Genomic DNA, 25700 nt, shown 5'->3' on the forward strand with positions numbered 1-25700 from the left:
GAAGAGGTTCCCCTCGTGACCGCCGAGTCGCTGGACGTCGTCGATCTGCTCGACCAGTGGAACAACCACTCGACGCCGCATCGGCGCACGACGGTGCCCGCGATACTGACTGCACAGTGGGGGCGGACTCCCGATGCCATCGCGGTCGTCGACGGTACACGGCGGTTCACCTACCGCGAGCTCGAAGCCCGCACCGCACAATTGGCGCACACCCTGATCGCTCGTGGTATGGGCGCCGAAGACGTTGTCGCCGTCGGTCTTCCGCGTTCGGCGGAGATGGTGGTCTGCGTGCTCGCCACGATGGTGGCCGGCACCGCGTTCGTCCCCGTCGACCCCACCTGGCCGGTGCACCGCCGACGGCAGGTACTCGCCGACGCGGGCGTGCGGTGCGCGGTCGTCACACCCACCGACGACAGCGACTGGGCTGTCGACACCGTCGCGGTCGACCTCGACGACTGGCGGCTGGACACCGAGCCCACCACGGTGCCGGAGGTGACGATTGCGCCCGGCGCGCTCGCCTACGTGATCTTCACCTCGGGATCGACGGGAACGCCCAAGGGGGCCATGATCCGTCACGAGGCCATCGCCGAACGTCTGCTCTGGCAGCGGGACCACATCCTGGGCTTCGGCCGCGACGACGCCGCCCTGTTCAAAGCACCTCTGTCCTTCGACATCTCGGTCAACGAGATCCTGCTACCGCTGATCAGCGGCGGACGCGTCGTCGTGGCTGCCCCGGACGCCGAGAAGGATCCGGACTACCTGCTCGACACCATTGCCACCGAGCGGGTCACGTTCGTCTATCTGGTGTCCTCGATGCTGGACACGCTTCTCGAACTCGACCGGCTCGCCATCGCCGCCGGCGCTCCCGGCGCGCTGACGTCGCTGCGTCACGTGTGGTGCGGCGGCGAGGTTCTCACCCCCGGTCTGTTCGCCCGATTCCGGCGCCAGCTCGACACGACGCTCTATCACGGGTACGGACCCGCCGAGGCCACCATCGGGGTCTCCCACGTGATCTATCGCGACACGGCCGAGCGGATCGCGACCTCGATCGGGCGCCCCAACCCCCACACCCAGCTCTACGTCCTGGACGACGCGCTGCGACCTGTCCCGCCCGGCGTCGGCGGGGAGCTGTATGCCGCGGGGTTCCTGCTGGGCCGCGGATACGTCAACGCTCCGGCGATGACCGCATCACGTTTCATCGCGAACCCGTTCGACACCACAGGGACTCGCATGTACCGCACCGGCGACCTGGCCCGGTGGACCGACGACGGCACGCTGGAATTCCTCGGGCGTGCCGACAACCAGGTCAAGATCCGCGGTCGCCGCATCGAACTCGAGGAGATCGAGGCTCACCTCGCCGACCATCCCGAGGTCCGGCGGGCCGTCGTCACGGTGCACCGACAGGGCACTGCGGATCGGCTCATCGGGTACCTTCTCGCCGCGCCAGGTGTGGTCAACGACACCGCGTTCCACGACGAGGTCCGCCGCTGGTCGGCGTCACGGCTCCCCGACTACATGGTGCCCACCGACTTCGTCGCGCTCGACTCGATTCCGTTGACTGCGAACGGAAAAGCCGATCGCGCGGCGTTGCCCGCACCGCCGGCGCCCCGCGGGGGCGATCAGCGGAGGGCGCCCCGGAACCCGCGCGAGCAGGTGCTGTGCCGAGCGTTCGCCGAGGCTCTGGAGCTCCACGAGGCGGATCTCGGCATCGATGACGACTTCTTCGGCCTCGGCGGGGACAGCATCGTCGCGATCCGTGTCGTCGGTCGCGTGCGGGCGCTGGGCTTCTCGCTGCGGCCCCGCGACATGTTCGCCCACCGGACGGTCGCCGCACTCGCACCGCTTCTCGTCGACGCCGCACCGGTGCCTGCGGACCAGGAGATGGTCGACCCGACCGGACCGGTGCCCGCGACGCCGATCCTGCGGTGGCTCGACGAGGTGGCCGACACCGGCGGGTCCGGAACATCGACGATGCAGGGGTTCTACCAGGGCATGTCCCTGGTCACCCCGCCCGACCTCGACGAACCCACCGTGCGCCGACTCGTCGACGCGGTGGTGGCCCGGCACCCCGTGCTGTGGGCGACGACACCGGGGCCTGCTGCGCAGCTGCACATTCCAGCCGCCCCGCCGCGCACTCCGCTCCTGACCTCGCCTCTGTCCGAGGGTGTTCCGGCGATGCGCGACCGCCTGGTCGCCCTTCTCGACCCCGCGGCCGGGATCATGGTGGCCGCCGGCTGGCTGAGCGGCGGCACAGCGACGGGACGACTCGTCGTCGTCGCCCACCACGTCGTCGTCGACGGCATCTCGCTGCGCATCCTGGCCGACGACTTCGCCGCCGGTCATCGGCAACTGGCCTCCGGGGCCGAACTCGCCCTCCCGCCCGCACACACCGCGTTCCGCTCGTGGGCGACGCAGCTCGCCGACGCCGCCGGGCAGGGGGTGTTCGACGACGATCGCGCGTACTGGCGTGATGTTGCCACGACCGAAACATGCCTTCTCGCCGCCTCTCTCGATCCGCACCGCGACACCGTGGCCACCGAGTCCAGCCTCACGGTCGCGCTGTCCCCCGCCGCCACCGACGCGGTGCTGTCCGCGGTGCCCGAGCGCATCCACGGCCATGTCAACGACGCGCTGGTGGCCGCGCTGTACCTCGCGCTGCGGGGGTGGTACGCCGACCGCGGGGTCACCGACAGCGAGGCGCTGACGATCGAGATGGAAGGGCACGGCCGCGAGACCGGCCGGGTCGCAGATATCGACCTCTCCGACACCGTGGGCTGGTTCACCACGCTGTACCCGGTGTTGCTGCGGGACAACGGGATCGATTGGCGCGCAGCGCTGGCCGGCGGCCCCGATCTCGGCGCGCTCGTGCGCTCGATCAAAGATCAACTGCGTACCGTGCCCGCGCACGGCCTGAGTCACGGGGTGCTGCGCCATCTCCGGGGTGACACCGAGCTCGCTGTCGCGCCGCAGGTGCTGTTCAACTATCTCGGCCGCTTCGACGCGACAGACCGGCCGTGGGCATTCGACGAACACGGGGTGCTGGAAGGCCGTGACCCCGCGATGCCGCTGCCGCGGCTGCTCGAGATCAACGCCGAAGCGGCCGACACCGGGGACGGATCGGTGCTGCGCGCCACGTTCAGCTGGCCGGGCAAACTCCTGCCCACCGCTGACGTAGCTGCTCTGGCCGCCCGGTGGATTGCCCTGCTGGAGTTGATCGCCGACAGCGATGATGTTCGCGGACACAGCGTTTCGGACTTCGACCGGGTCTCGTTGGATGACACCGACGTCGTCGAAGTGGAACAGCGCTATCCCGGTGTCCACGAGGTGCTGCCGCTGACCCCAGTTCAGCAGGGCATTTACTTTCATTCGACGTTCCGCCGACACGCCGACCCCTACATCGTGCAGCAGATCGTCGACATCCACGGTCCGCTCGACGTCGAGCGCTTCCAGCGGGCCACCGACATCGTCACCGCCCGCCATCTCGCGCTGACCGCGGCATTCGTCACCCTGGCCGACGGCACGCCCGTCGCCGTCCACGCGCCCACCCCCGCGCCGGATTTTCGCGTGATCGACGCCAGAGACGGCGCAGACGCCGAGGCCGTCGTCGAGCGGTGCGCGGCTGACGACCGGCGCCGCGGCTTCGATCTGACCCGCCCTCCGTTGAGCCGGTACTCGCTGGTGCGCCGCGACGGAGAACGGACCACGATGGTGCAGACCGTGCACCACCTCGTGGCCGACGGCTGGTCGGTGCCCGTGGTGCTGCAGGACCTTCTGACCGCCTACACCGTAGGTGAATTCGATGGAACGGCGGCGTCTTTCGACGCTTTCCTCGAGTGGCTGGGCACGCGCGACACCGTCGCCGACCGTGCCGCATGGGCGCCGGTTCTGGCTGGAATCGACGCACCGACCCGACTCGCAGCGGTCGACGGCACCGGGGTCGATGGCACTGGGGTCGACCGTACGGCGGGATTCGGCCGCCGCGAACGCACGCTCGCCGATCGCGGGGCCGTGGCGGCCGCCGCTGCGGCTGCCGGCGTCACCGTCAGCACGTTGCTGCACACGGCGTGGGCACTGACTGTCGGACGGCTCACCGGGCGCACCGACGTCACGTTCGGCTCGGTGGTGTCGGGCCGCGACGGCGAGGTGCACGGCATCGAGCAGATGGTGGGGCCGCTCGTCAACACCGTCACCGTGCGGGTCCCCTGGTCACCCGACGAGCCGGCACGGACAGTCGCCGCCCGACTCGGCCAGCGCGAGGCGGATCTGCTCGGCCACCATCACCTGCCTCTGCCCGAGGCGCATCGGATCGCCGGCCTCGACGAGCTGTTCGACACCCTCGTCGTCATCGAGAACCTGGGTGCTGCAGACGTTTCCGCCGGGGACCTCCGCTTCGGCGACATCCGGGTCGTGGAAGCCCCGCACTACGCGCTGACCGTCATGGTCACGGTGCGCGACGAGCTGTCGCTGACGATCACGAACGCACGCAACCACGTCTCCGACGCCTTCGCCGACACCGTGGCACGCGTGTTCGCCGACGTGCTGTCGGCGCTGGCAACCGACCTCGACGTCCTCTGTGCCCGCGTCCCGATCGCCGATTCCGCCGACCCGCGACCCGGATTCGACGCCGGCACCCTCACGGAGATCCTCGAGGCCGCCGCACACACGCATCGAACGGAGATCGCAATACGCACCGGACACGAGGCGGTGACGTTCGGTGCGCTGCGCGAGCGCGCCGGCGCCATCGCTGCACAGCTGCTCGATGCAGGCGTGCAGCGGGGTGACGTGGTGGCTCTGGCGATGTCGCGATCCACCGACCTGGTGGCGAGCCTGTGGGCGATCACGCTCACCGGCGCGGCGTACCTTCCCGTCGACCTCGGCTACCCCGCAGCGCGCATCTCCTTCATGCTTGGCCACGCCCGACCCCGCGTCGCGCTGGTCGACGCCGCAGGCCGCGCCGTCGTACGGCCCGCGCTGCCCGAGCAGACCGCGCTGGTCGACGTCGGCGCCTCGACCGACCGTGACGTCACGCCCGTGCCGGTCGGCCCGGACGACGCCGTGTCGGTGCTGTACACCTCGGGCTCCACCGGGGAACCCAAGGCGGTCATCGGCACCCACGGGGCGCTGGCCAACCGGCTGCGGTGGGCGCTGACCGCCTGGCCGGCAGACCGCCGGCTGGCCAAGAGCTCGCTGTCGTTCATCGACGGCACCACCGAGCTGCTCGCCGGATTGGCGGCCGGCGCGTGCACCGTACTCGCCGACGACCGTGCCAGCCACGACGGGCGAGCCCTGGCTGACCTGATCGCCGACCACGACGTCGACCAGGTGCTCGCTGTGCCGTCTCTGGCCGCCGCCCTGGCCGACGAGTACGGCGACGACGTCGCGATGGTGCGCCGCTGGATCGTCAGCGGTGCGCCGCTGACCCCGGCTGATCTGGCCACGCTGCGGGAGCGCGGTGCGGCGGTCGTGAACTCCTATGGCAGCTCCGAGGTCACCGGTGACGTGCTCGCCGGGCTCCAGCGAGACACCGCCGTCACTCTCGGCGCGCCCGTCCCCGGCGCCCACGTCCGGATCCTCGATCGGCACCTGGGTGAGCTGCCCACCGGAGCGATCGGCGAGATCTACGTCAGTGGAGTGCAATTGGCCCGCGGCTACCTGGACAGGCCGGCACAGACCGCGGCTCGGTTCATCGCCGCGCCGGGTGGTGCACGGATGTACCGCACCGGCGATCTGGGTGCCTGGCAGTCCGACGGCGCCGTGGTGTTCGCCGGTCGCACGGACGACCAGCTGACGGTCAACGGCCATCGGGTCGAACCCGGCGAGATCGAGACCGCACTGGTCCGGCAGCCCGGCGTGGTCGACGCTGCGGTCGTCGGCATCGACGCCACCCTGGCCGCGGTGGTCGTGGTGGACGCGCACGGCCCGAGCCCCGAGGACCTGCGCGGGGCGCTGCGCCGTGAGCTGCCCGCCCACCTGGTGCCGGCGACGATCACCATCACACCGTCGATCCCGTTGCTGCCCAACGGTAAACGTGATACCGCAGCGATCCGGGCTGCGGTGGCGCCATCGCGGACGGTCGCGCAGGCCGCCCCAGGCGACCATCGGCAGCAGGTGATCGTCGAGACGATCATCGCCGTCCTCCGCGCCGAGCCGGGTCAGATCGGAGCGGACACCGACTTCTTCGCCACCGGCGGCGACAGCATCGCCGCGATCCGGCTGACGAGCAGACTCGCCCGCCGGGGCTTGTCGATCACCACCGAGGACGTGTTCCGCGGGCGGACCGCCATCGGGATCGCCGCGCTGGCCGCCGACGACCCGACGGCCCGGCAGGAGTCGGTGTCCCGGTTCGGGACGGTGCGGCTGTCGCCGGCGACGCTGCAGCGGCTGACCACCGCAGAGGCGCTCGACGACATCTGGGGACTGTCGCCGCTCCAACACGGTGTCTACTACCAGTGCACCCTCGGCGACGCCCCCACGACCACCTACATCGCCCAGAACGTCTTCACGGTCGACCGTCGCGTCGACGCCGCGGCGATGCAGGCCGCGTTCACCGCGCTGCTCGCTCGCCACCCCCAATTGCGTGCCGGGTTCCGCGGTGTCGAGCACGCCGAGCCCCACCCGGCCGCCGACGCCAGCGCGGTCGTCCAGGTGGTGCTCACCGCACCGCCGTCGTCGATCACGGTGCTGGACTTCTCCGATCGTCCCGCGGACGAGGCCGCCGCGGCGCTCCAGGCCGTCGTCGACGACGACCGGACCACACCCTTCGATCTCGCTGCGCCGCCGCTGCTGCGGCTCACCGTGGTCCGGCTCCCCGAGGGCCGCGATCGGATGCTGCTCACCTACCACTTCCTGCTGTTCGACGGCTGGTCACGCGAGTTGGTGCTGCGAGAGCTGTTCGCGCTCTACGCCTCTGGCGGCCGGCAGGGCGCGATCGTGCCGCGACCGGGCGTGGTCACCGACTACCTGCGCTGGATCGAACGCACCGGCGAGGCCGACGCGCTCGCCGCCTGGACCGACCTTCTCGCCGGGCTCGACGGACCCACCTCGGCGAGCGGACACCGGCCCACCGAGGCGCCCGTCGACACCGAACCCGGCCGCATCGTCGTCGCGGTCGACGGGCCGACCACCGCACGCCTGGGCGATACCGCCGCGGCGCTCGGGGTGACCCTCAACGCTGTCGTCACGACGGCGGTGTCCGTCGTGACCGGGCTGTACGCCGGCACCACCGACACCGTCGTCGGCATCACGGTGGCGGGACGCCCGGGTGAGCTCGCCGGGATCGACGAGACGATCGGGCTGTTCCTCAACACCGTGCCGGTCCGGGTCGACCTGCCGCCGGCGACGTCACTGGCCGACGTGGTCGGCGCTGTCGCGCAGCAGCGGCTGGCGATGATGCCCCACGACCACCTCGGGCTGGGGCAGATCCAACGTGCCGCAGGCCAATCCGGTGCCGCCCTGTTCGATTCGCTGGTCGTGCTGCAGAACTTCCTCGGCGAGGGCACTTTCGCCGATCTGGACGCCGCGCACGGCATCGTCGACGTCGACTACCACGACACCACCCATTTCCCGCTGACCTGGGTGCTCACGCCGGGGCGCCGCCTGACCGTCAAACTCGAGCACCGCGTGGTCGGCGACGAGCGCGCCCAGGAGATGGTGACCTGTCTGCTGGCGGTGTTGCAGACGCTCGCGGACTCACCGGCCACCGTGCTCGGCGCGGTACCGGTGACGACCGCGCCGCCGCACCATGACGAGCCGCGGGCCGTCGAACCGGTCACGATCGCCGAACTGCTGACGCAGCAGGCCAACCGTCGCCCCGACGACGTCGCGCTCGTCTTCGGCGACGTCGAGCTGACCTACCGCGCGTTCGACGAGAGAGTCAATCAGCTGGCGCGTGTGCTGCGCCGGCATGGTGCCGGCACCGAAACCTTTGTCGCGCTGGCGCTTCCGCGGTCGATCGACATGGTGGTCGCGTTGTTCGCGGTGCTGCGCGCAGGCGCGGCGTATCTGCCACTGGAACTCGACCTGCCGCTGAGCAGACTGCGCACCATCATCAGCGACGCCCGGCCCACCCTGCTGCTCACCACCTCGTCCCAGCACGAGCTGGCAGAGTGCGGCCGCGAGCACGGCGCCGACGTCATCGTCGTCGACGCCGAGACGTTCGGTGACGAGCTCGCCGCCACCCCCACGGACCCGCTGACCAGTGCCGAACTCGGCGACTTCGCCGCCGGCGCCGACCGTTTGCAGCATCCGGCCTACCTGATCTACACGTCGGGGTCCACCGGCACCCCCAAGGGCGTGATCACCGGGTACGCGGGCCTGACGAACATGTACTTCAACCATCGTGAGGCGATCTTCGCCCCGACCGTTCGCCGCGCCGGCAGGGACCGGCTCGACGTCGCCCACACCGTCTCGTTCTCCTTCGACATGTCGTGGGAGGAGCTGTTCTGGCTCGTCGACGGCCACCGGGTGCACATCTGTGACGAGGATCTGCGCCGCGATGCGCCCGCACTGGTCGCCTACTGCCGCGACCACGCCGTCGACGTCGTCAACGTCACGCCCACCTACGCCCACCACCTGTTCGACGCCGGGCTGCTCGACACGCGCGCCCCGGCACTGGTGCTGCTCGGCGGCGAAGCCGTCAGCGAGCACGTCTGGTCGGCACTGCGCGAGCACCCCGCCACGGCGGGTTACAACCTCTACGGTCCGACCGAGTACACCATCAACACCCTGGGCGGCGGAACCGACGAGAGCACGACCCCGACTGTCGGCAGGCCGATCTGGAACACCCGGGCCTATGTCCTGGACCGGGCGCTGCGGCCGGTTCCCGACGGCACCGTCGGCGAGCTCTACATCGCGGGAACCGGTTTGGCGCGTGGCTACCACCGTCGCCCGGCGCTGACTTCCGCCACGATGCCGGCCGACCCGTGTGTTCCCGGTGGGCGGATGTACCGCACCGGGGACCTGGTGCGACGTCGTCCCGACAGCGGACTGCTCGATTATCTGGGCCGCGCCGACGACCAGGTGAAGATCCGCGGTTACCGCATCGAACCGGGTGAGATCGAGGCCGCATTGGCTGCACTGCCGGATGTCAGCCGGTGCGCGGTCGTGGTCCGCACCCTCGCCGGTGATCCGCCGGTGAAGTCATTGGCGGCGTACCTGATTCCGACCTCCGCCCCGAGCACCGCGACCGAACTCGCGGGACGCCTGCACGAGCAGCTCTCCTCGACGCTGCCCGCCTACATGGTGCCGACCCGCTACGGGGTGGTCGACACGCTGCCTCTCACGGTCAACGGCAAACTGGATGTGACGGCCCTGCCCGAGCCGGTCGCTCCCACCCGAACGCAGACCAGGGCGCCGCGCACCGAACGGGAGGCGCAGCTGCTCGACATCGTCTCGGCCGTCTTGGATCTCGACGCCATCGGCCCGGAGGACGACTTCTTCACCCTGGGCGGTGACAGCATCTCGTCGATCGCGCTGTGCGGACGGGCCCGCTCGGCGGGACTGCACATCACCCCGCGCGATGTGTTCCGGCGCCGCACCGTCGCGGCACTGGCCGCACTCGCCGATTCGGCGCCGCGGGCCGTCGACCCCCTCGGTGCACTCGACGTCGCGGGCGCAGGTGATGTCGCACAGACTCCGATGCTCGCCGAAACCGCTGCGGCACAGACGCCGTTGGCGAACTTCTATCAGGCGATGGTGCTGACGACGCCGGCGGCGCTCACGGAAGCGAACGTGCGCGACATGCTCGCCGCGCTGCTGGACGCCCACGGCATGTTGCGAGCCCGGCTCCGCAGCGGCACCGACGGCTGGCGGCTGACCATCCCCGACCATGGGCCGGATCCGGCCACGATCCTCACCCGGGCCACCGCCGAACTCGACGAACACACGGTCGCGGCGGCGACGGCGCAGGCCGCATCCCGGCTGTCCCCCGCCGACGGCGTGATGATGCATGCGGTGTGGTGGAGCGCACCGCACGCACCGGGGCAACTCCTCATCGTCATCCACCACCTCGTGATCGACGGCGTGTCCTGGCGGATCCTGGCCGACGATCTGCGACGGGCGTGGGCGCAGGTGAGTTCCGGTTCTCATCCGCACCTCGAGGCCGAACCGATCCCGTTCCGCGTCTGGTCGGACGCGCTGCGCGCCTCAGCGCGTTTCGTGGATCAGACGCCGTACTGGGCGGACGTCCTGGCGACGCCCGACCCCGATCTGGGCGCACGTCCGCTCGATCCGGCCGTGGATCTCGCGAGCACCGTTGCGACACGGTCTTTCTCGTTGTCCCCGGACACCAGTGCCGCGGTCCTGTCCGCCGTCCCTGCGGCATTCCACGGCAGGGCCGACGACGCGTTGCTCGCGACGCTGGCGATGGCACTGCACCAGTGGCGGCGCACCCGCGGCCGCGTGACCGGGACGGCTACCGTCGTCAACGTCGAAGGACATGGCCGCGAAGCCGACACCGTCGGCCTTCCGCTGGATCTGTCCCGCACCGTCGGCTGGTTCACCTCGATCTATCCGGTGCGCCTCGATCCGGGCGGTCTGCCCTGGGCCGACGTGCTGGCTGCCGGTGGCCGACTGGCCGCCGCGGTGAAGACGGTCAAGGAGCAACTGCGGACGGTGCCGGATCGGGGCATCGGCTATGGCGTGCTGCGGCACCTCGCCGTCGATCCGGATCTGACCGCGGCGGCCCCGCAGATCCTGTTCAACTATCTGGGCCGGTTCGCCGGGGGCACCGGACGGGACTGGGACCCGGTGCCGACCATCGGTGCGCTACGCGAGGGTGTGGACCCCGCGAACCCCGCGGTGGCGCTCGAGATCACTGCGCTCGCCGAGGAGTCGAGCGACGGCCCGACACTGGGCATCACGCTCGCTTTTCCGCAGGAACTGCTCGACGCCGACGCGGTCGGCGAGCTGGCCGACCTCTGGCGCGCGGCGCTGGAGGCGGTCGCTCGCTGCGCGGCGCTGACGGGCCGCACCCCGTCCGACTTTCCGTTGGTGCAGCTCAGTCAGGCCGATGTGGACATCCTGGAGCGGACCGGCAGGGTGGAGGAGCTTCTCCCGCTCCTCCCCCTGCAGCAGGGTATGTACTTCCATGCGATGTTCGGCGGTGGTGCCGAGACCTTCACCGACACCTATCGCATCCAGCAGATCGCGACCCTGTCCGGACCGCTCGATCCGGCCGCCGCGGTTCGCGCGGTGCAGAGCGTGGTCGACCGGCACCAGGCGCTGCGCGCGAGTTTCACCGAACTGCAGGACGGCCGCCTCGCACAGGTGATCTGGTCCGAGGTCGAGCTCGACATCCGCTTCGAGACCGCCTCGCAGACAACCGATCTGGACCAGATCGCGTGCCGGGAGCTGGCCCGCCCGTTCGACCTGTCACGGCCGCCGCTGGTGCGCTACACCCTGGTGTCGCTGGCCGAGGACGATCACCGGCTGATCCAGACGATGCACCACATCATCGCCGACGGCTGGTCCTACCCGGTCATCTTCGGCGATATCGTGGCCGCGTACAACGCCGCCGTCGGCCGCCGGGCCGAGCTCGCCCCGGTGCCTGCGACGCTGCGCGATCACGTCGAGTCGGTACTCGCCCGCGACCACGACGCGGCGATCGCCGTGTGGAGCGAAGCACTCCGTGACGCGACACCCACGCTTCTGCACGGTGACCGCGGCGCAGCGGCGGCCGGTGAACATCGCAGCAGTACCCGGCGACTGTCCACCGAACTGACCTCCGTGCTGACAGGTGTCGGTCGCGACCGCGGCCTGACGATGTCGGCCATCGTGCACGGCGCCTGGGGAATCCTGTTGGGCCGCCTGCTCGACCGCCGCCAGGTGGTGTTCGGGTCCACTGTCTCGGGGCGCGACGGCGACCTGCCCGGCGTCGAGAGCGTGGTCGGGCTGCTGATCAACACGATCCCCGTCGCGATGTCGTGGCAGCACGACACCACGCTCGGCGCTGCGCTGACCGAGCTGCAGGACCGGCAGAGCGGCGTGCTGGACGCCCACCACCTCGGACTGACCGAGCTCTCCCGTCTCGCCGGGACTCGCGAATTGTTCGACACCCTCGTCGTCGTCGAGAACTTCCCCACCACGTCCTCGGAGCGGCGTCCGGACCTTCTGTCCTTCGACGGCTTCGTCGGCACCGACGCCCCGCACTATCCGGTGGCCGTCATCGCCTACCTGGGCGATGAACTCGTCATCGAGATCTCCTACGACGCCACTGTGCTCGACCGCCGACAGGCCGACCGCTACGCCGAGCATCTCGAGCAGATCCTCACCGCGGTGGCCACCGACGCCGACACCACGATCGGCGCGCTGAACGTCGGGGTCGCGGGCGACGCAGCGGCCGTACCGGTCGCATCGACGGGAACGACTCTCGCGCAGGCTTTTTCCGATGTGGTCGCGCGGCACGGTGACGCCGTCGCCGTCACCGGCGACGATGGCTCGCTGACCTACACCCAGTTGGACGCGTTGGCGACCCGGGTCGCGGACGCCCTCAGAGCACTCGGTGTGCGCCCCGAATCACGGGTGGCAGTCGCGTTGCCCCGCTCGCTCGATCTGATCGTCGCGATCCTGGGTGTGGTCAAGGCCGGCGGCGCCTACGTTCCGCTGGATCCGGACTCCCCGGAGGCGCGGCTACGCCACATCCTGACCGACGCAGCGCCGGTGTGCGTACTGACCGATCGGCAGCATCGGCTGCCCGACGTCGACGTGCCCGTCGTCGCGCTCGCCGACGCCGAGAACGCCGCATCTCCGCAGAGCACGGGCGCGCAACCCGCGCTGGCCGACCACACGGCCTACGTGATCTACACCTCCGGATCGACCGGGGTGCCCAAGGGGGTGGCGGTCAGCCACCGCAACGTCGCGGCCCTGTTCGCCGCCGCGGCACAACGTTTCGCCTTCACCGCCGACGACACCTGGACCATGTTCCACTCCGCGGCGTTCGACTTCTCCGTCTGGGAGATGTGGGGGGCGCTGCTGCACGGTGCGCGCCTGGTGCTGGTCGGCGGCGCCGACGCGCGGGACCCCGAACGTTTCCTGCGGCTGCTGGCCGCGCAGCGGGTGACCGTGCTGAACCAGACGCCCTCGGCGTTCTACCCACTCGTCGACGCCGATGCCCGACTGCGTCCCGAGCTGGCGCTGCGCTACGTGATCTTCGGCGGGGAGGCGCTCGATGCGTCCCGACTCGACGGCTGGCTCGACCGCGGACCTGCCGGCCCGCAGCTGGTCAACATGTACGGCATCACCGAAACCTGCGTGCACGTCTCCCACCGCCCGCTGACGTCGCGGGACGCCGGCGAGCGAGGCGTGATCGGGGGCGCACTGCCCGGTCTCGCCGTGCACGTGCTCGACGAGCGGCTGCGGCCCGTACCCGTGGGTGTGGTGGGCGAGATCTACGTGTCGGGTGACCAGGTCGCCCGCGGCTACATCGGCAAGCGCGGGCTGACCGCCGGCCGATTCGTCGCCGACCCGAACGACCCGGGTGGACGCCGGCTCTACCGCAGCGGAGACACCGCGATATGGACCTCCACCGGGGATCTGATCTATGTCGGCCGTTCCGATCACCAGGTCAAGGTCCGCGGCTATCGCATCGAACTCGGTGAGGTCGAAGCGGCGTTGGCGGCCCTGCCCGACGTCCGCAACGCCGCCGCCGCGACGCACACCGACGACGTGGGACGCATCACGCTGGTCGGATACCTGGTCACCAGCCGGCCCCTCGCCACCGCGGACATCAAACACGCTCTGACAGAACGTATCCCGGCCTACATGGTGCCGGCGACCTTTGTGCTACTGGAGGAACTACCCTTGACGGTCAACGGCAAGCTCGACCGGGCCGCGCTGCCTGCGCCCTACCGCGCCACCGCGATCGCCGATCCGGAGCCGGGCGGTGCCGCCGCACAGATCGCAGAACTGTGCAGCCAGATCCTGCGTGTCCCCGTCGCGGTGGACGACGACTTCTTCACGATGGGTGGCGACAGCATCGTGGCCATCCAGCTCGTCAACCTCGCCCGGCGCGCCGGGCTGCGGATCACACCGCAGCAGGTGTTCACCGCTCGCACGCCCGCCGCACTCGCCGACCTGGCCGATGCGGATGCGGTCTCCACGACGGTCGTCGACGCGGCCGCCGCCGCCGGCGAAGTTCCGCTTCCCCCGATCGTCTCGCGCCAGGCCGAACTCGGCGGCACCATCACACGGTTCAACCAGAGCGAGGTAGTGCGCACGCCGCCGGGACTCACCGTCGACGTCCTCGAATCAGCGGTGCGGGCCGTCGTCGAGCGCCACGACGCGCTTCGGATGCGCCTCGTGCGTCCGGTGCCGACACTGTGGACGTTGGAAACCGTCACCGCCGGGGCGGCGCCGCTCACCCGTATCGACGCAGCCGACCTGAGCGACGACGAGCTGGCCGAGGCGATAGCCGTCGAGTCGGACGCCGCGGCTGGCCGATTGGACCCCGAATCGCAGCAGATGCTGCAGGCGGTCTGGTTCGACCGTGGCCCCGACGCGCAGGGCCGGCTGATCCTGGTGATCCACCACCTCGCCGTCGACGCGGTGTCCTGGCACATTCTGATCGACGATCTCGCCGACGTATGTCGCCAGGTCGAACGTGACTCCGGTTCTGCTGTGCTGCAACCGGTTCCGACCTCGTATCGGGCCTACGCACGCGCGGTCAACGAGGAGGCGCAGCGGGCGTCGCGCCTCGCGGAGTTCGAGCACTGGTCGGCTACGTTGGCGCCCGGCGGGGAACTCGACGCGGATGCGCTCACGGTGGGGCTGACGGTGGGTGCGACGCGCGACCACGAAGTGGTCCTCGACGTGGCCGACACCACCGCGCTGCTCACCACGGTTCCCGCGCTCGCCAACGCTGACGTCACCGAGACACTGCTCACCGCTCTGAGCATCGCGGTGAACCGGTGGCGCCGCGGCGCCGGCCGGGCCGCTGACGCCCCACTGGTCGTCGACATCGAACGTCACGGACGTGACCGGTGGGGCGAGGACGTCGACCTGTCCCGCACCGTCGGGTGGTTCACCGCCATCTCCCCGGTGCGATTGCCCTGCGACGACACCGATCTGGTGACGGCACTGCGCGCAGTCAAGGAAGCCGTGCGGGCCGGCGCTGACGGCGGCATCGGGTTCGGGCTGTTGCGCTACTGCAATCCACGGACCGCCGGGGCGCTCGGCCGGCTGCCGGCACCGCAGCTGCTGTTCAACTATCTCGGGCGATGGTCTGCCGGCGACGCGGACTGGCAGCCGGCGCCGGAACCGCTGCGCACCGACCCCGACCCCGATCTCGGGACGCCATACCTGTTGGAGGTCAACGCCGCCTGCGACGACACCGCGGACGGCCCGCGGTTGCGCGCGGTGTTCACCTATGCCGACGGAGAATTCGCCGAACCCGACGCCACCGACATCGCCGGCCACTGGGTGAATGTCCTGCAGGAACTCGCGACGGCGGCCGGAACCGCGGAACGCAGTATGACCCCGTCGGATCTCCCCCTGGTCACCCTCGACCAGGGCCAGATCGATGCGGTGCTGGCCGCCGTACCCGTCCCGGTCGAGACGATCTGGCCGCTCTCACCGCTGCAGCAGGGGGTGTACTTCCAGGCGCGCTACTCACCAGCCGCCGTGTACATCGTGCAGAACGTGTTCGACATGAGTGAACCCGTCGACGTCGCAGCGCTGCAGAGCGCCTACACCTTGGTGATGGCACGCAATCCCGTTCTGCGATCGGCGTTCTGGGCGGACGGGACACCGGAACCGGTCGCCGCGATTGCCGTCGAGCCGCCGGTGGTCGTCGAGACTGTCGATCTCACCGGCCTCGCCGACGCGGGGGCGCTCGAGGCCGAGCTCGACCGCGTCACCCACGCCGACCGGGAGCGAACCTTCGACCTGGCGTCACCGCCGCTCGCACGCTTCACCGTGGTGCGCACCGGGCGGTGCGACCGGCTGATCTTCAGCTACCACTTCCTGCTGCTCGACGGCTGGTCGCGCGAGCAGCTGCTCGGTGAGCTGTTCACCGCGTATTCCGCTGCCCGTCAGGGTGAACCGGTCGATCTCCCTGCACCGACCGCGGACTTCACCGACTACCTCACCTGGCTCGCCGATCGCGACCGCGAGGAATCCACACGCCGATGGGCCGAGGCTCTCGCCGGGCTCGCGAGTCCGACGCTGCTCGTACCGTCTGCGGTCGGCACCGAACCGACACTTGCGCTGCGACTGGAATTCCTGCTCACGCCCGATCAGACCAGCGCGCTGCGAGCACGAGCCCGGGAGTGCGGTGTCACGCTCAACGCGATCATCAGCACCGCGTTGGCGATGGTGATCGGCTATGAAACAGCCGGCTCGGACGTGGTCTTCGGATCGACCGTGGCGGGCAGGCCCACAGAGATCGACGGGATCGCCGATGTCATCGGCTTGTTCCTCAACACGGTTCCCACCCGGGTCCGGCTCTCCCCCGCCCACCGCCTGGACGACACCGCGCGCGCCGTGCAGTCCGATCGGTTGGCCATGATGGACCACGAGTACCTCGGACTCGGCGACATCCAGCGCGCACTGGCTGATGACGCCGGATGTCCCGCCGGTGCACCGCTTTTCGACAGCCTGTTCGTGTTGCAGAACTTCCTCGACGACGACACCTTCACCGACTTGGAAACCGAGCACGGCATCGTCGGCCACGATTCCGTGGATGCATCGCACTATCCCCTGACCTGGGTCGCGTCGCCGGGCCGACGGCTGTGGGTCAAGCTCGAATATCGCCCGGACGTCGTCGATCGCGCCCGCGCGCAGCGCCTTCTCGACCGACTGCAGCAGGTGCTGGAATTCATGGCGCTGGCACGAGGGGCCGACCTGCTGGGCAGCATTCCGCTCGCCCTGGCCGACGAGCACCGGCAACTCGCAACCGCCGACACCGCGACAGAGAGATCCCTGCCACCGGCGCCGGTCACCGACCTGCTCGCCGAGCGCGCACAGCTCTCACCCGAGATGACCGCACTGGTCTGCGGGAACCAGCGTGTCGACTACGCCACCCTGCAGGCGTCGATCAATCGGCTGGCCTGGGTCCTACGCGACACCGGTGTCAGTGAGGGCGCGACGGTGGCGCTGGCCATTCCGCGCTCGATCGACGCGGTGGTCGCCCTGTTCGCCGTGTTGCGCGCCGGTGCGGCGTACCTGCCGCTGGAACTGGACTATCCGGACGAGCGGCTGCGGGTGATGCTCGCCGATGCCCAACCGGCATGCGTGCTCACCACCAGTGCCGTCGCCGAGCGCGTCGGCGCGCTGTCGGGAGACAGCCGAGCGCTGGTCCTCGATGATGCCGGTGTCGCTGCGACGGTTGCGGCCGCATCGCCGGAATGGGACAGCTATGCGCCGCCGCTCGACGCGCTGGCCTACCTGATCTACACCTCGGGCTCCACCGGCACACCGAAGGGTGTCTGCACGGCGCACCGCGGCGTGACCAACATGCACCTCAACCACCGGGAGGCGATCTTCGGGCCCGCGATCGAGCGGGCCGGTGGTCGTCGCATGCGGATCGCCCACACCGTGTCGTTCTCCTTCGACATGTCGTGGGAAGAGCTGCTGTGGCTGATCGAAGGTCACGAGGTGCACATCTGCGACGAGCAACTGCGCCGCGACGCCGTGGCGCTGGTGGCCTACTGCCAGGACCACCAGATCGACGTCGTCAACGTCACGCCGACCTACGCCGCGGTGTTGTTCGAGGAGGGTCTCCTCGATCCCCCGCATCCTCCGACCCTGGTGTTGCTGGGCGGCGAAGCGGTGTCATCGAGCGTGTGGAATCGACTGCGCGACAGCGACACCACCTACGGATACAACCTGTACGGGCCGACGGAGTACACGATCAACACGTTGGGTGCGGGCACCGACGACAGCGCGACGCCCACCGTCGGCGCACCGATCTGGAACACCCGCGTGTACGTCTTGGACGCCTGGTTGCGGCCGGTGCCCGACGAGGTCACCGGGGAGCTGTACATCTCCGGAGCCGGGTTGGCGCACGGGTACCGGGGCCGAGCGGAGTTGACGGCCCAGCGCTTCGTCGCCAACCCGTTCCGGTCCGGTGAGCGGATGTACCGCACCGGCGACGTCGTCCGACGGCGCCGGGACGGCAACATCGACTACCTGGGTAGATCCGACGACCAGGTGAAGATCCGTGGCCACCGGGTGGAACTCGGCGACATCGAGGCCGCACTGCACGACCACCCCGCGGTGACGCAGGCCGCGGTGATCGCCGTTCCCGATCCGGCCGGTTCACACAGGCTGCAGGCCTACGTCGTGGCAACCGGCGGCGCCGATGTCCCCGCGGACCTTCGGCGCCACCTGACATCCGCACTGCCGGCGCACATGGTGCCCGCAGCGATCGCCGTGCTGGATGCGCTGCCGCTGACCGACAACGGAAAGCTGGACATCCGCGCGCTGCCCGAGGTGGACATCGACGTCGACTCCGGACGTGCGCCCGACACGCCGACGGAAAGCAGCCTGTGCGACGTCTTCGCCGGCGTGCTGGGAGTCCCGGTGACCGGCGTGGACGCGGATTTCTTTGCCCTGGGCGGGCATTCGTTGTCGAGTATCCGGTTGATCAGCCGGGTGCGATCGATCTTCGGCGTCGACCTCTCGCTGCGCGACGTGTTCGACCATCCCACCGTGGCAGGACTGGCCGACCTCATCGATGACGCCTCGACCCCGTCGCTGACCCGCCCGGCTCTGGTCGTGCGCGAGCGTCCGGAACTCGTCCCGGTGTCGGCGGCCCAGGAACGCATGCTGATCGTCGACCGGCTCGCCGAGACCGGGACGGTCTACAACTATCCGCTGATCGTGACGGTCGGCGCGGGTCTGGACGTCGCGGCGTTGCGGTCAGCGGTGGCCGATGTGGTGGCGCGTCACGAATCTCTGCGCACCGTGTTCACCGAACACGACACAGGATTCGCCCAACACATCCTGGACCCCGACACCAGCGCCCCCATCGACATCCTCGACGACGACGGCACACCCCTGGACCAGCAGATCGAGCGGCTCACCGCACACCGCTTCGACCTCACCCACGACACACCCCTGCGCATCACCATCATTCACCACCCCGACCACACCACCACCGTCGTGCTCTTGCTGCACCACATCACCACCGACGAATGGTCCGACGCACCCCTGCTGACCGACCTCCACCACGCCTACACCGCACGCCTGGCCGGCCACCCACCCCACTGGAAACCACTCCCGGTCCAGTACGCCGACTACGCCCTGTGGCAGCACGCACTGCTCGACCAGACCGCCGACGAGCACCTCCACTTCTGGACCGACACCCTGCGCGACGCCCCCGACGAAACCCCCCTACCCACCGACCGACCCCGCCCCACAACACCATCAGGCACCGGCGGCAGTATCGCCGTAGAGCTGAGCACCGATACCACCCTCGCGCTGCGCGACCTGGCGGCAACACATCACGCCAGCATGCTCGCCGTGTTGCACGCCGCGGTGGCGGTCCTGTTGCGCCGTCTGGGTGCAGGCACCGACATCGTGGTCGGAACCCCGGTCGCCGGCCGCGACGACGACGTCCTCAATGACGTGGTGGGCCTGTTCGTCAACACCGTGGTGCTGCGCACCGATGTCTCGGGCAACCCCAGCTTCACCGAATTGCTCACTCGCATCCGTACCGACGATCTCGACGCGTTCGCCCACGCCGATCTGCCCTTCGACCGCATCGTCGACACGCTGAACCCGCCGCGGGTTCCCGGCCGCAACCCGCTGTTCAACGTCTTCATCGCCCACTACCGCAGAAGCGACGATGACACCACTCTGTTCGGCCTCCCTGCCCACTGGCACGAGCCCGCGCCCACAGCGGCGATGTTCGACCTCGGCATGATGCTGACCGAACACCCCGACGACACCGCAACGCTCACCGTCGAATACAGCGCCGACCTGTTCGACCGGGAGTCGGCGGCCGCGCTCGGTCAGCGACTGAGCCTGGTGTGCGATGCCGTCGCATCCGACGGAGGGACTCGCGTCGGCGACGTCGACATCCTGACCCCGCAGGAGCGCGCGCGCATCCTCGTCGACCGGAATGACACGAAACATGCTGTGCCGCAGACAGGTCTGGCGGCGTTGGTGTCAGCCCAGGCTGCCCGGACACCGCACGCTGTCGCGTTGTCCTATGAGGGTGTCGAGATGACCTATCGCGAGCTCGAGGCGTGGTCGGATCGGTTCGCCGCACGGCTACGCGATCAGGGCGCCGCCCCCGGCGCCGTGGTCGGTATCCGGTTGCCCCGCTCCCTGGAACTCATCGTCGCCCTGATCGCCACCACCAAAACCGGCGCCGCGTTCCTGCCCCTGGACCCCGACTACCCTGCCGCCCGCCTGGACCACATGATCACCGACGCCGCACCGGCGGTCATCCTCGAGGACCCCGCGCAGATCACTGCCGCACAACACGATCCACCACCCACACCCCTACCACCAGTGCATCCCGACTCTGTGGCCTACATTCTCTACACCTCCGGAACCACCGGCATCCCCAAAGGCGTGGTCATCCCCCACACCGCCATCACCAACCGCATCCTGTGGCTACAGCACGCTTACCCTCTCAACACCTCTGATCGCATGCTGGTCAAAACCCCCATCAGCTTCGACACCTCCGTCTGGGAAGTGTTCTGGCCCCTGACCACCGGCGCCACCGCCGTGATCGCCCGACCCGGCGGCCACCGCGACCCCCACTACCTCGCCCACACCATCACCAACCACCACATCACCGCCATCGACTTCGTCCCCTCCATGCTCGACGCCTTCCTCGACGAACCCACCATCACCGACATCACCACCCTCACCCGCGTCACCGTCGGCGGCGAAGCCCTCACCCCCGACCTCCTGCGCCGCTACCACCACCACTTCCCCCACACCCCCCTCCACAACCTCTACGGACCCACCGAAACCGCCGTCGACGTCCTGGGCTGGACCTCCCACAACACCGACCACGACAGCCCCGTCGCCCTAGGCACCCCCGGCTGGAACATCACCACCCACGTCCTCGACGACCACCTCAACCCCGTCCCCGACAACACCCCCGGCGAGCTCTACCTCGCCGGCCCCCAACTCGCCCACGGCTACCTCAACCAACCCCACACCACCGCAACCCGATTCATCGCCAACCCCTACCAACCCGGCCACCGCATGTACCGCACCGGCGACCTCGTCCGCTGGCACACCCACACCCCCGACGACACCCCCGTCCTGCACTACCTCGGCCGCACCGACGACCAAATCAAACTCCGCGGCATCCGCATCGAACCCACCGACATCGAAACCACCCTCACCAGACACCCCACCATCACCACCACACGCGTCATCGTCCGCAACCAACGACTCATCGCCTACTACATGTCGAACGGACAGCCGGCGCAGGAATCGTTGCGCGACTTCGCCGCACGCCTTCTGCCCTCGCACATGGTGCCGACGGACTTCGTCGCCATCGACGCCTTCCCCCTCACACCGAGCGGAAAGCTCGACCGCAACGCACTGCCCGACCCGGCGCCGGTGGCTGTCACCGGACGTGCTCCGATCACCGACACTCAGCGTCAGCTGTGCGACCTCTTCGGTGCCGTTCTCGACCGTGAGGTCGCCGACATCGATGCCGACTTCTTTGCCCTGGGCGGGCATTCGTTGTCGAGTATCCGGTTGATCAGCCGGGTGCGATCGACGTTCGGCGTGAACCTGTTGCTGGGGGACGTGTTCGATCACCCGACGGTGGCGGGTGTGGCCGCTCTCGTCGACGGCGCTCCTACTGCGACGCTGGCCCGCCCTGAACTGGTTGCGAGCCAACGCCCGGAACTCGTCCCGGTCTCGGCGGCCCAGGAACGCATGCTGATCGTCGACCAGCTTCCCGAAACCGGCGTCGCCTACAACTATCCGCTGGCGTTCACCGTGCTCGCCGACTTCGACGTTGAGGCGTTCGCGGCTGCCGTGCGGGATGTGGTGGCCCGTCACGAATCTCTGCGCACCGTGTTCACCGAACACGACACAGGATTCGCCCAACACATCCTGGACCCCGACACCAGCGCCCCCATCGACATCCTCGACGACGACGGCACACCCCTGGACCAGCAGATCGAGCGGCTCACCGCACACCGCTTCGACCTCACCCACGACACACCCCTGCGCATCACCATCATTCGCCACCCCGACCACACCACCACCGTCGTGCTCTTGCTGCACCACATCACCACCGACGAATGGTCCGACGCACCCCTGCTGACCGACCTCCACCACGCCTACACCGCACGCCTGGCCGGCCACCCACCCCACTGGAAACCACTCCCGGTCCAGTACGCCGACTACGCCCTGTGGCACCACGCCCTGCTCGACCACGCCGCCGACGAACACCTCCACTTCTGGACCGACACCCTGCGCGACGCCCCCGACGAAACCCCCCTACCCACCGACCGACCCCGCCCCACAACACCATCAGGCACCGGCGGCAGTATCGCCGTAGAGCTGAGCACCGATACCACCCTCGCGCTGCGCGACCTGGCGGCAACACATCACGCCAGCATGCTCGCCGTGTTGCACGCCGCGGTGGCGGTCCTGTTGCGCCGTCTGGGTGCAGGCACCGACATCGTGGTCGGAACCCCGGTCGCCGGCCGCGACGACGACGTCCTCAATGACGTGGTGGGCCTGTTCGTCAACACCGTGGTGCTGCGCACCGATGTGTCGAGCAACCCCACCTTCACCGAATTGCTCACCCGCGTCCGCACAGCGGATCTCGCCGCGTTCGCCCACGCCGATCTGCCCTTCGACCGCATCGTCGACACGCTGAACCCGCCGCGGGTTCCCGGCCGCAACCCGCTGTTCAACGTCTTCATCGCCCACCACCGCGACACCGACGACGACACCACTCTGTTCGGCCTCCCCGTCCGCTGGCACGAGCACACGGCGACGACCGCGATGTTCGACCTCGGCCTGACCTTGACCGAACACGCCGGCGACGCAGCGACACTCACCGTCGAGTACAGCGCCGACCTGTTCGACCGGGAGACCGTGCACACCCTCGCCAGGCGACTGGTATCGCTGCTCACTCAGATTGCCCGAGACCGCATGATCCGAGTCGGTGACCTCGAGATCGTGACGGCCTCCGAACGGGCCGCGCTGGCGGCACGCAACGACACCGCCCATCCGGTGCCGCGGACAAGTCTGGCGGCGTTGGTGTCAGCCCAGGCTGCCCGGACACCGCACGCTGTCGCGTTGTCCTATGAGGGTGTCGAGATGACCTATCGCGAGCTCGAGGCGTGGTCGGATCGGTTCGCCGCACGGCTACGCGATCAGGGCGCCGCCCCCGGCGCCGTGGTCGGTATCCGGTTGCCCCGCTCCCTGGAACTCATCGTCGCCCTGATCGCCACCACCAAAACCGGCGCCGCGTTCCTGCCCCTGGACCCCGACTACCCTGCCGCCCGCCTGGACCACATGATCACCGACGCCGCACCGGCCATCGTCGTCGACGAATCACGCGACGTCGCCATGGCACAGCAGGATTCGGTCCCACCGCCCTTGGCGCCGGTACATCCCGAGTCCGTGGCCTACATCCTGTACACCTCTGGGTCGACGGGCGTTCCGAAGGGCATTGCCGTGCCGCACGTCGGCATCGTCAATCGCATCCTGTGGCTACAGCACGCCTACCCTCTCAACACTTCTGATCGCATGCTGGTCAAAACCCCCATCAGCTTCGACACCTCCGTCTGGGAAGTCTTCTGGCCCCTGACCACCGGCGCCACCGCCGTGATCGCCCGACCCGGCGGCCACCGCGACCCCCACTACCTCGCCCACACCATCACCAACCACCACATCACCGCCATCGACTTCGTCCCCTCCATGCTCGACGCCTTCCTCGACGAACCCACCATCACCGACATCACCACCCTCACCCGCGTCACCGTCGGCGGCGAAGCCCTCACCCCCGACCTCCTGCGCCGCTACCACCACCACTTCCCCCACACCCCCCTCCACAACCTCTACGGACCCACCGAAACCGCCGTCGACGTCCTGGGCTGGACCTCCCACAACACCGACCACGACACCCCCGTCGCCCTAGGCACCCCCGGCTGGAACATCACCACCCACGTCCTCGACGACCACCTCAACCCCGTCCCCGACAACACCCCCGGCGAGCTCTACCTCGCCGGCCCCCAACTCGCCCACGGCTACCTCAACCAACCCCACACCACCGCAACCCGATTCATCGCCAACCCCCACCAACCAGGCCACCGCATGTACCGCACCGGCGACCTCGTCCGCTGGCACACCCACACCCCCGACGACACCCCCGTCCTGCACTACCTCGGCCGCACCGACGACCAAATCAAACTCCGCGGCATCCGCATCGAACCCACCGACATCGAAACCACCCTCACCAGACACCCCACCATCACCACCACACGCGTGGCAGTACGCGGGAGTCGCTTGATCGCTTACTACCTCAGCGATACCGACGTCGATGCCGACGCGCTGCGCGCGTACGCAACAGCGACGCTGCCCAGCCACATGGTCCCGGCTGCCTTCGTCAAGGTCGACGCCTTCCCCCTCACCCCCAGCGGAAAGCTCGACCGCAACGCACTGCCCGACCCCGTCCTTTCCGCCACTGGGGGCCGTCCGCCGAGCACGGAGCGGCAGCGTCGACTGTGCGAGCTGTTCGGCGACATCCTGGGCACCCCGGTGGACTCCATCGACACCGACTTCTTCGAGCTGGGCGGCCACTCTCTGCTGCTGGTCCGGCTCGCGTCGATCCTGCGCCGCGAGTTCGCCGATGTGGCCGATCACCTGTCCGTCGCGGACCTGATGATCGCGTCGACCGTCACCGCGGTGGATGCACTGCTGTCGGGACAGTCGGACGCAGGGCCGGGGAGCTTCGCACCGGTTCTGCCGTTGCGCTCCGCCGGATCCGCAGCACCTCTGTTCTGCCTTCCCCCAGCCAGCGGCCTGGGCTGGCCCTACGCAGCACTAAAACATGTTCTCCCGGTCGATGTTCCGCTCTATGCTCTGCAATCCCCGCTGTTCTCAGGCGGTCGGCTGTCCGGCGACCTTGCAGCGCTGGCATCCGACTACGCCGACGGCATCGAGGTGGTTGCCGCCGACGGTCCGGTCCACCTCCTCGGGTGGTCGTTCGGCGGGGTTCTCGCGCTGTTGACCGCACAGGAGCTGCTGCGCCGCGGCCGGCGAATCGGCACGGTCGCGATGCTGGACTCCTACCCGGAGGTGGCGGATGCCGATTCGGGGGCCGACCACCTCCTCGATCGCGATGCCGTGCTGGCACGTGTGCTGGCGGAGATGGGCTTCCCGGTCGACCCCGTCGATCGTCTGACCGTCGAGCAGGCGATCGAGCTGATGAAGGAACAGGGCGATGCGATCACCGTGCTGGACGACCAGCACATCGCGTCGGCGATCGAAAACTACATCGCAGCAGAACGTTTCACTGTGGGCGCCGACTACGGCCGTTACGACGGCGACGTGTTCTTCGTCGACGCGGCGCACGAGGTGGATCACTTGGGAACGGCATCGCCGGCCTGGCGGCCGCACATCGGCGGCGAGATGACGACGGTCTCGGCGCCGTTCCGGCACTCCGACCTGCTCGACATCGCCGCGCTGGAGCACTACGGACCTGCATTGGTGGAGATGCTGATGCGCGAGGAGAAGTCCTGACACGTCACACCCCGCCGGCATGG

The 25700-nt window shown here is 69.3% G+C and carries 1 pseudogene; it reads left to right on the forward strand.

Annotation, left to right across the window (positions count from 1 at the left end):
• Positions 1 to 15 precede the first annotated feature (15 nt).
• A pseudogene (locus ACZ50N_RS14630) lies at positions 16 to 25677 on the forward strand (non-ribosomal peptide synthetase); the annotation flags it as partial.
• Positions 25678 to 25700: the final 23 nt, after the last annotated feature.

This window comes from Mycolicibacterium obuense, assembly GCF_055397605.1.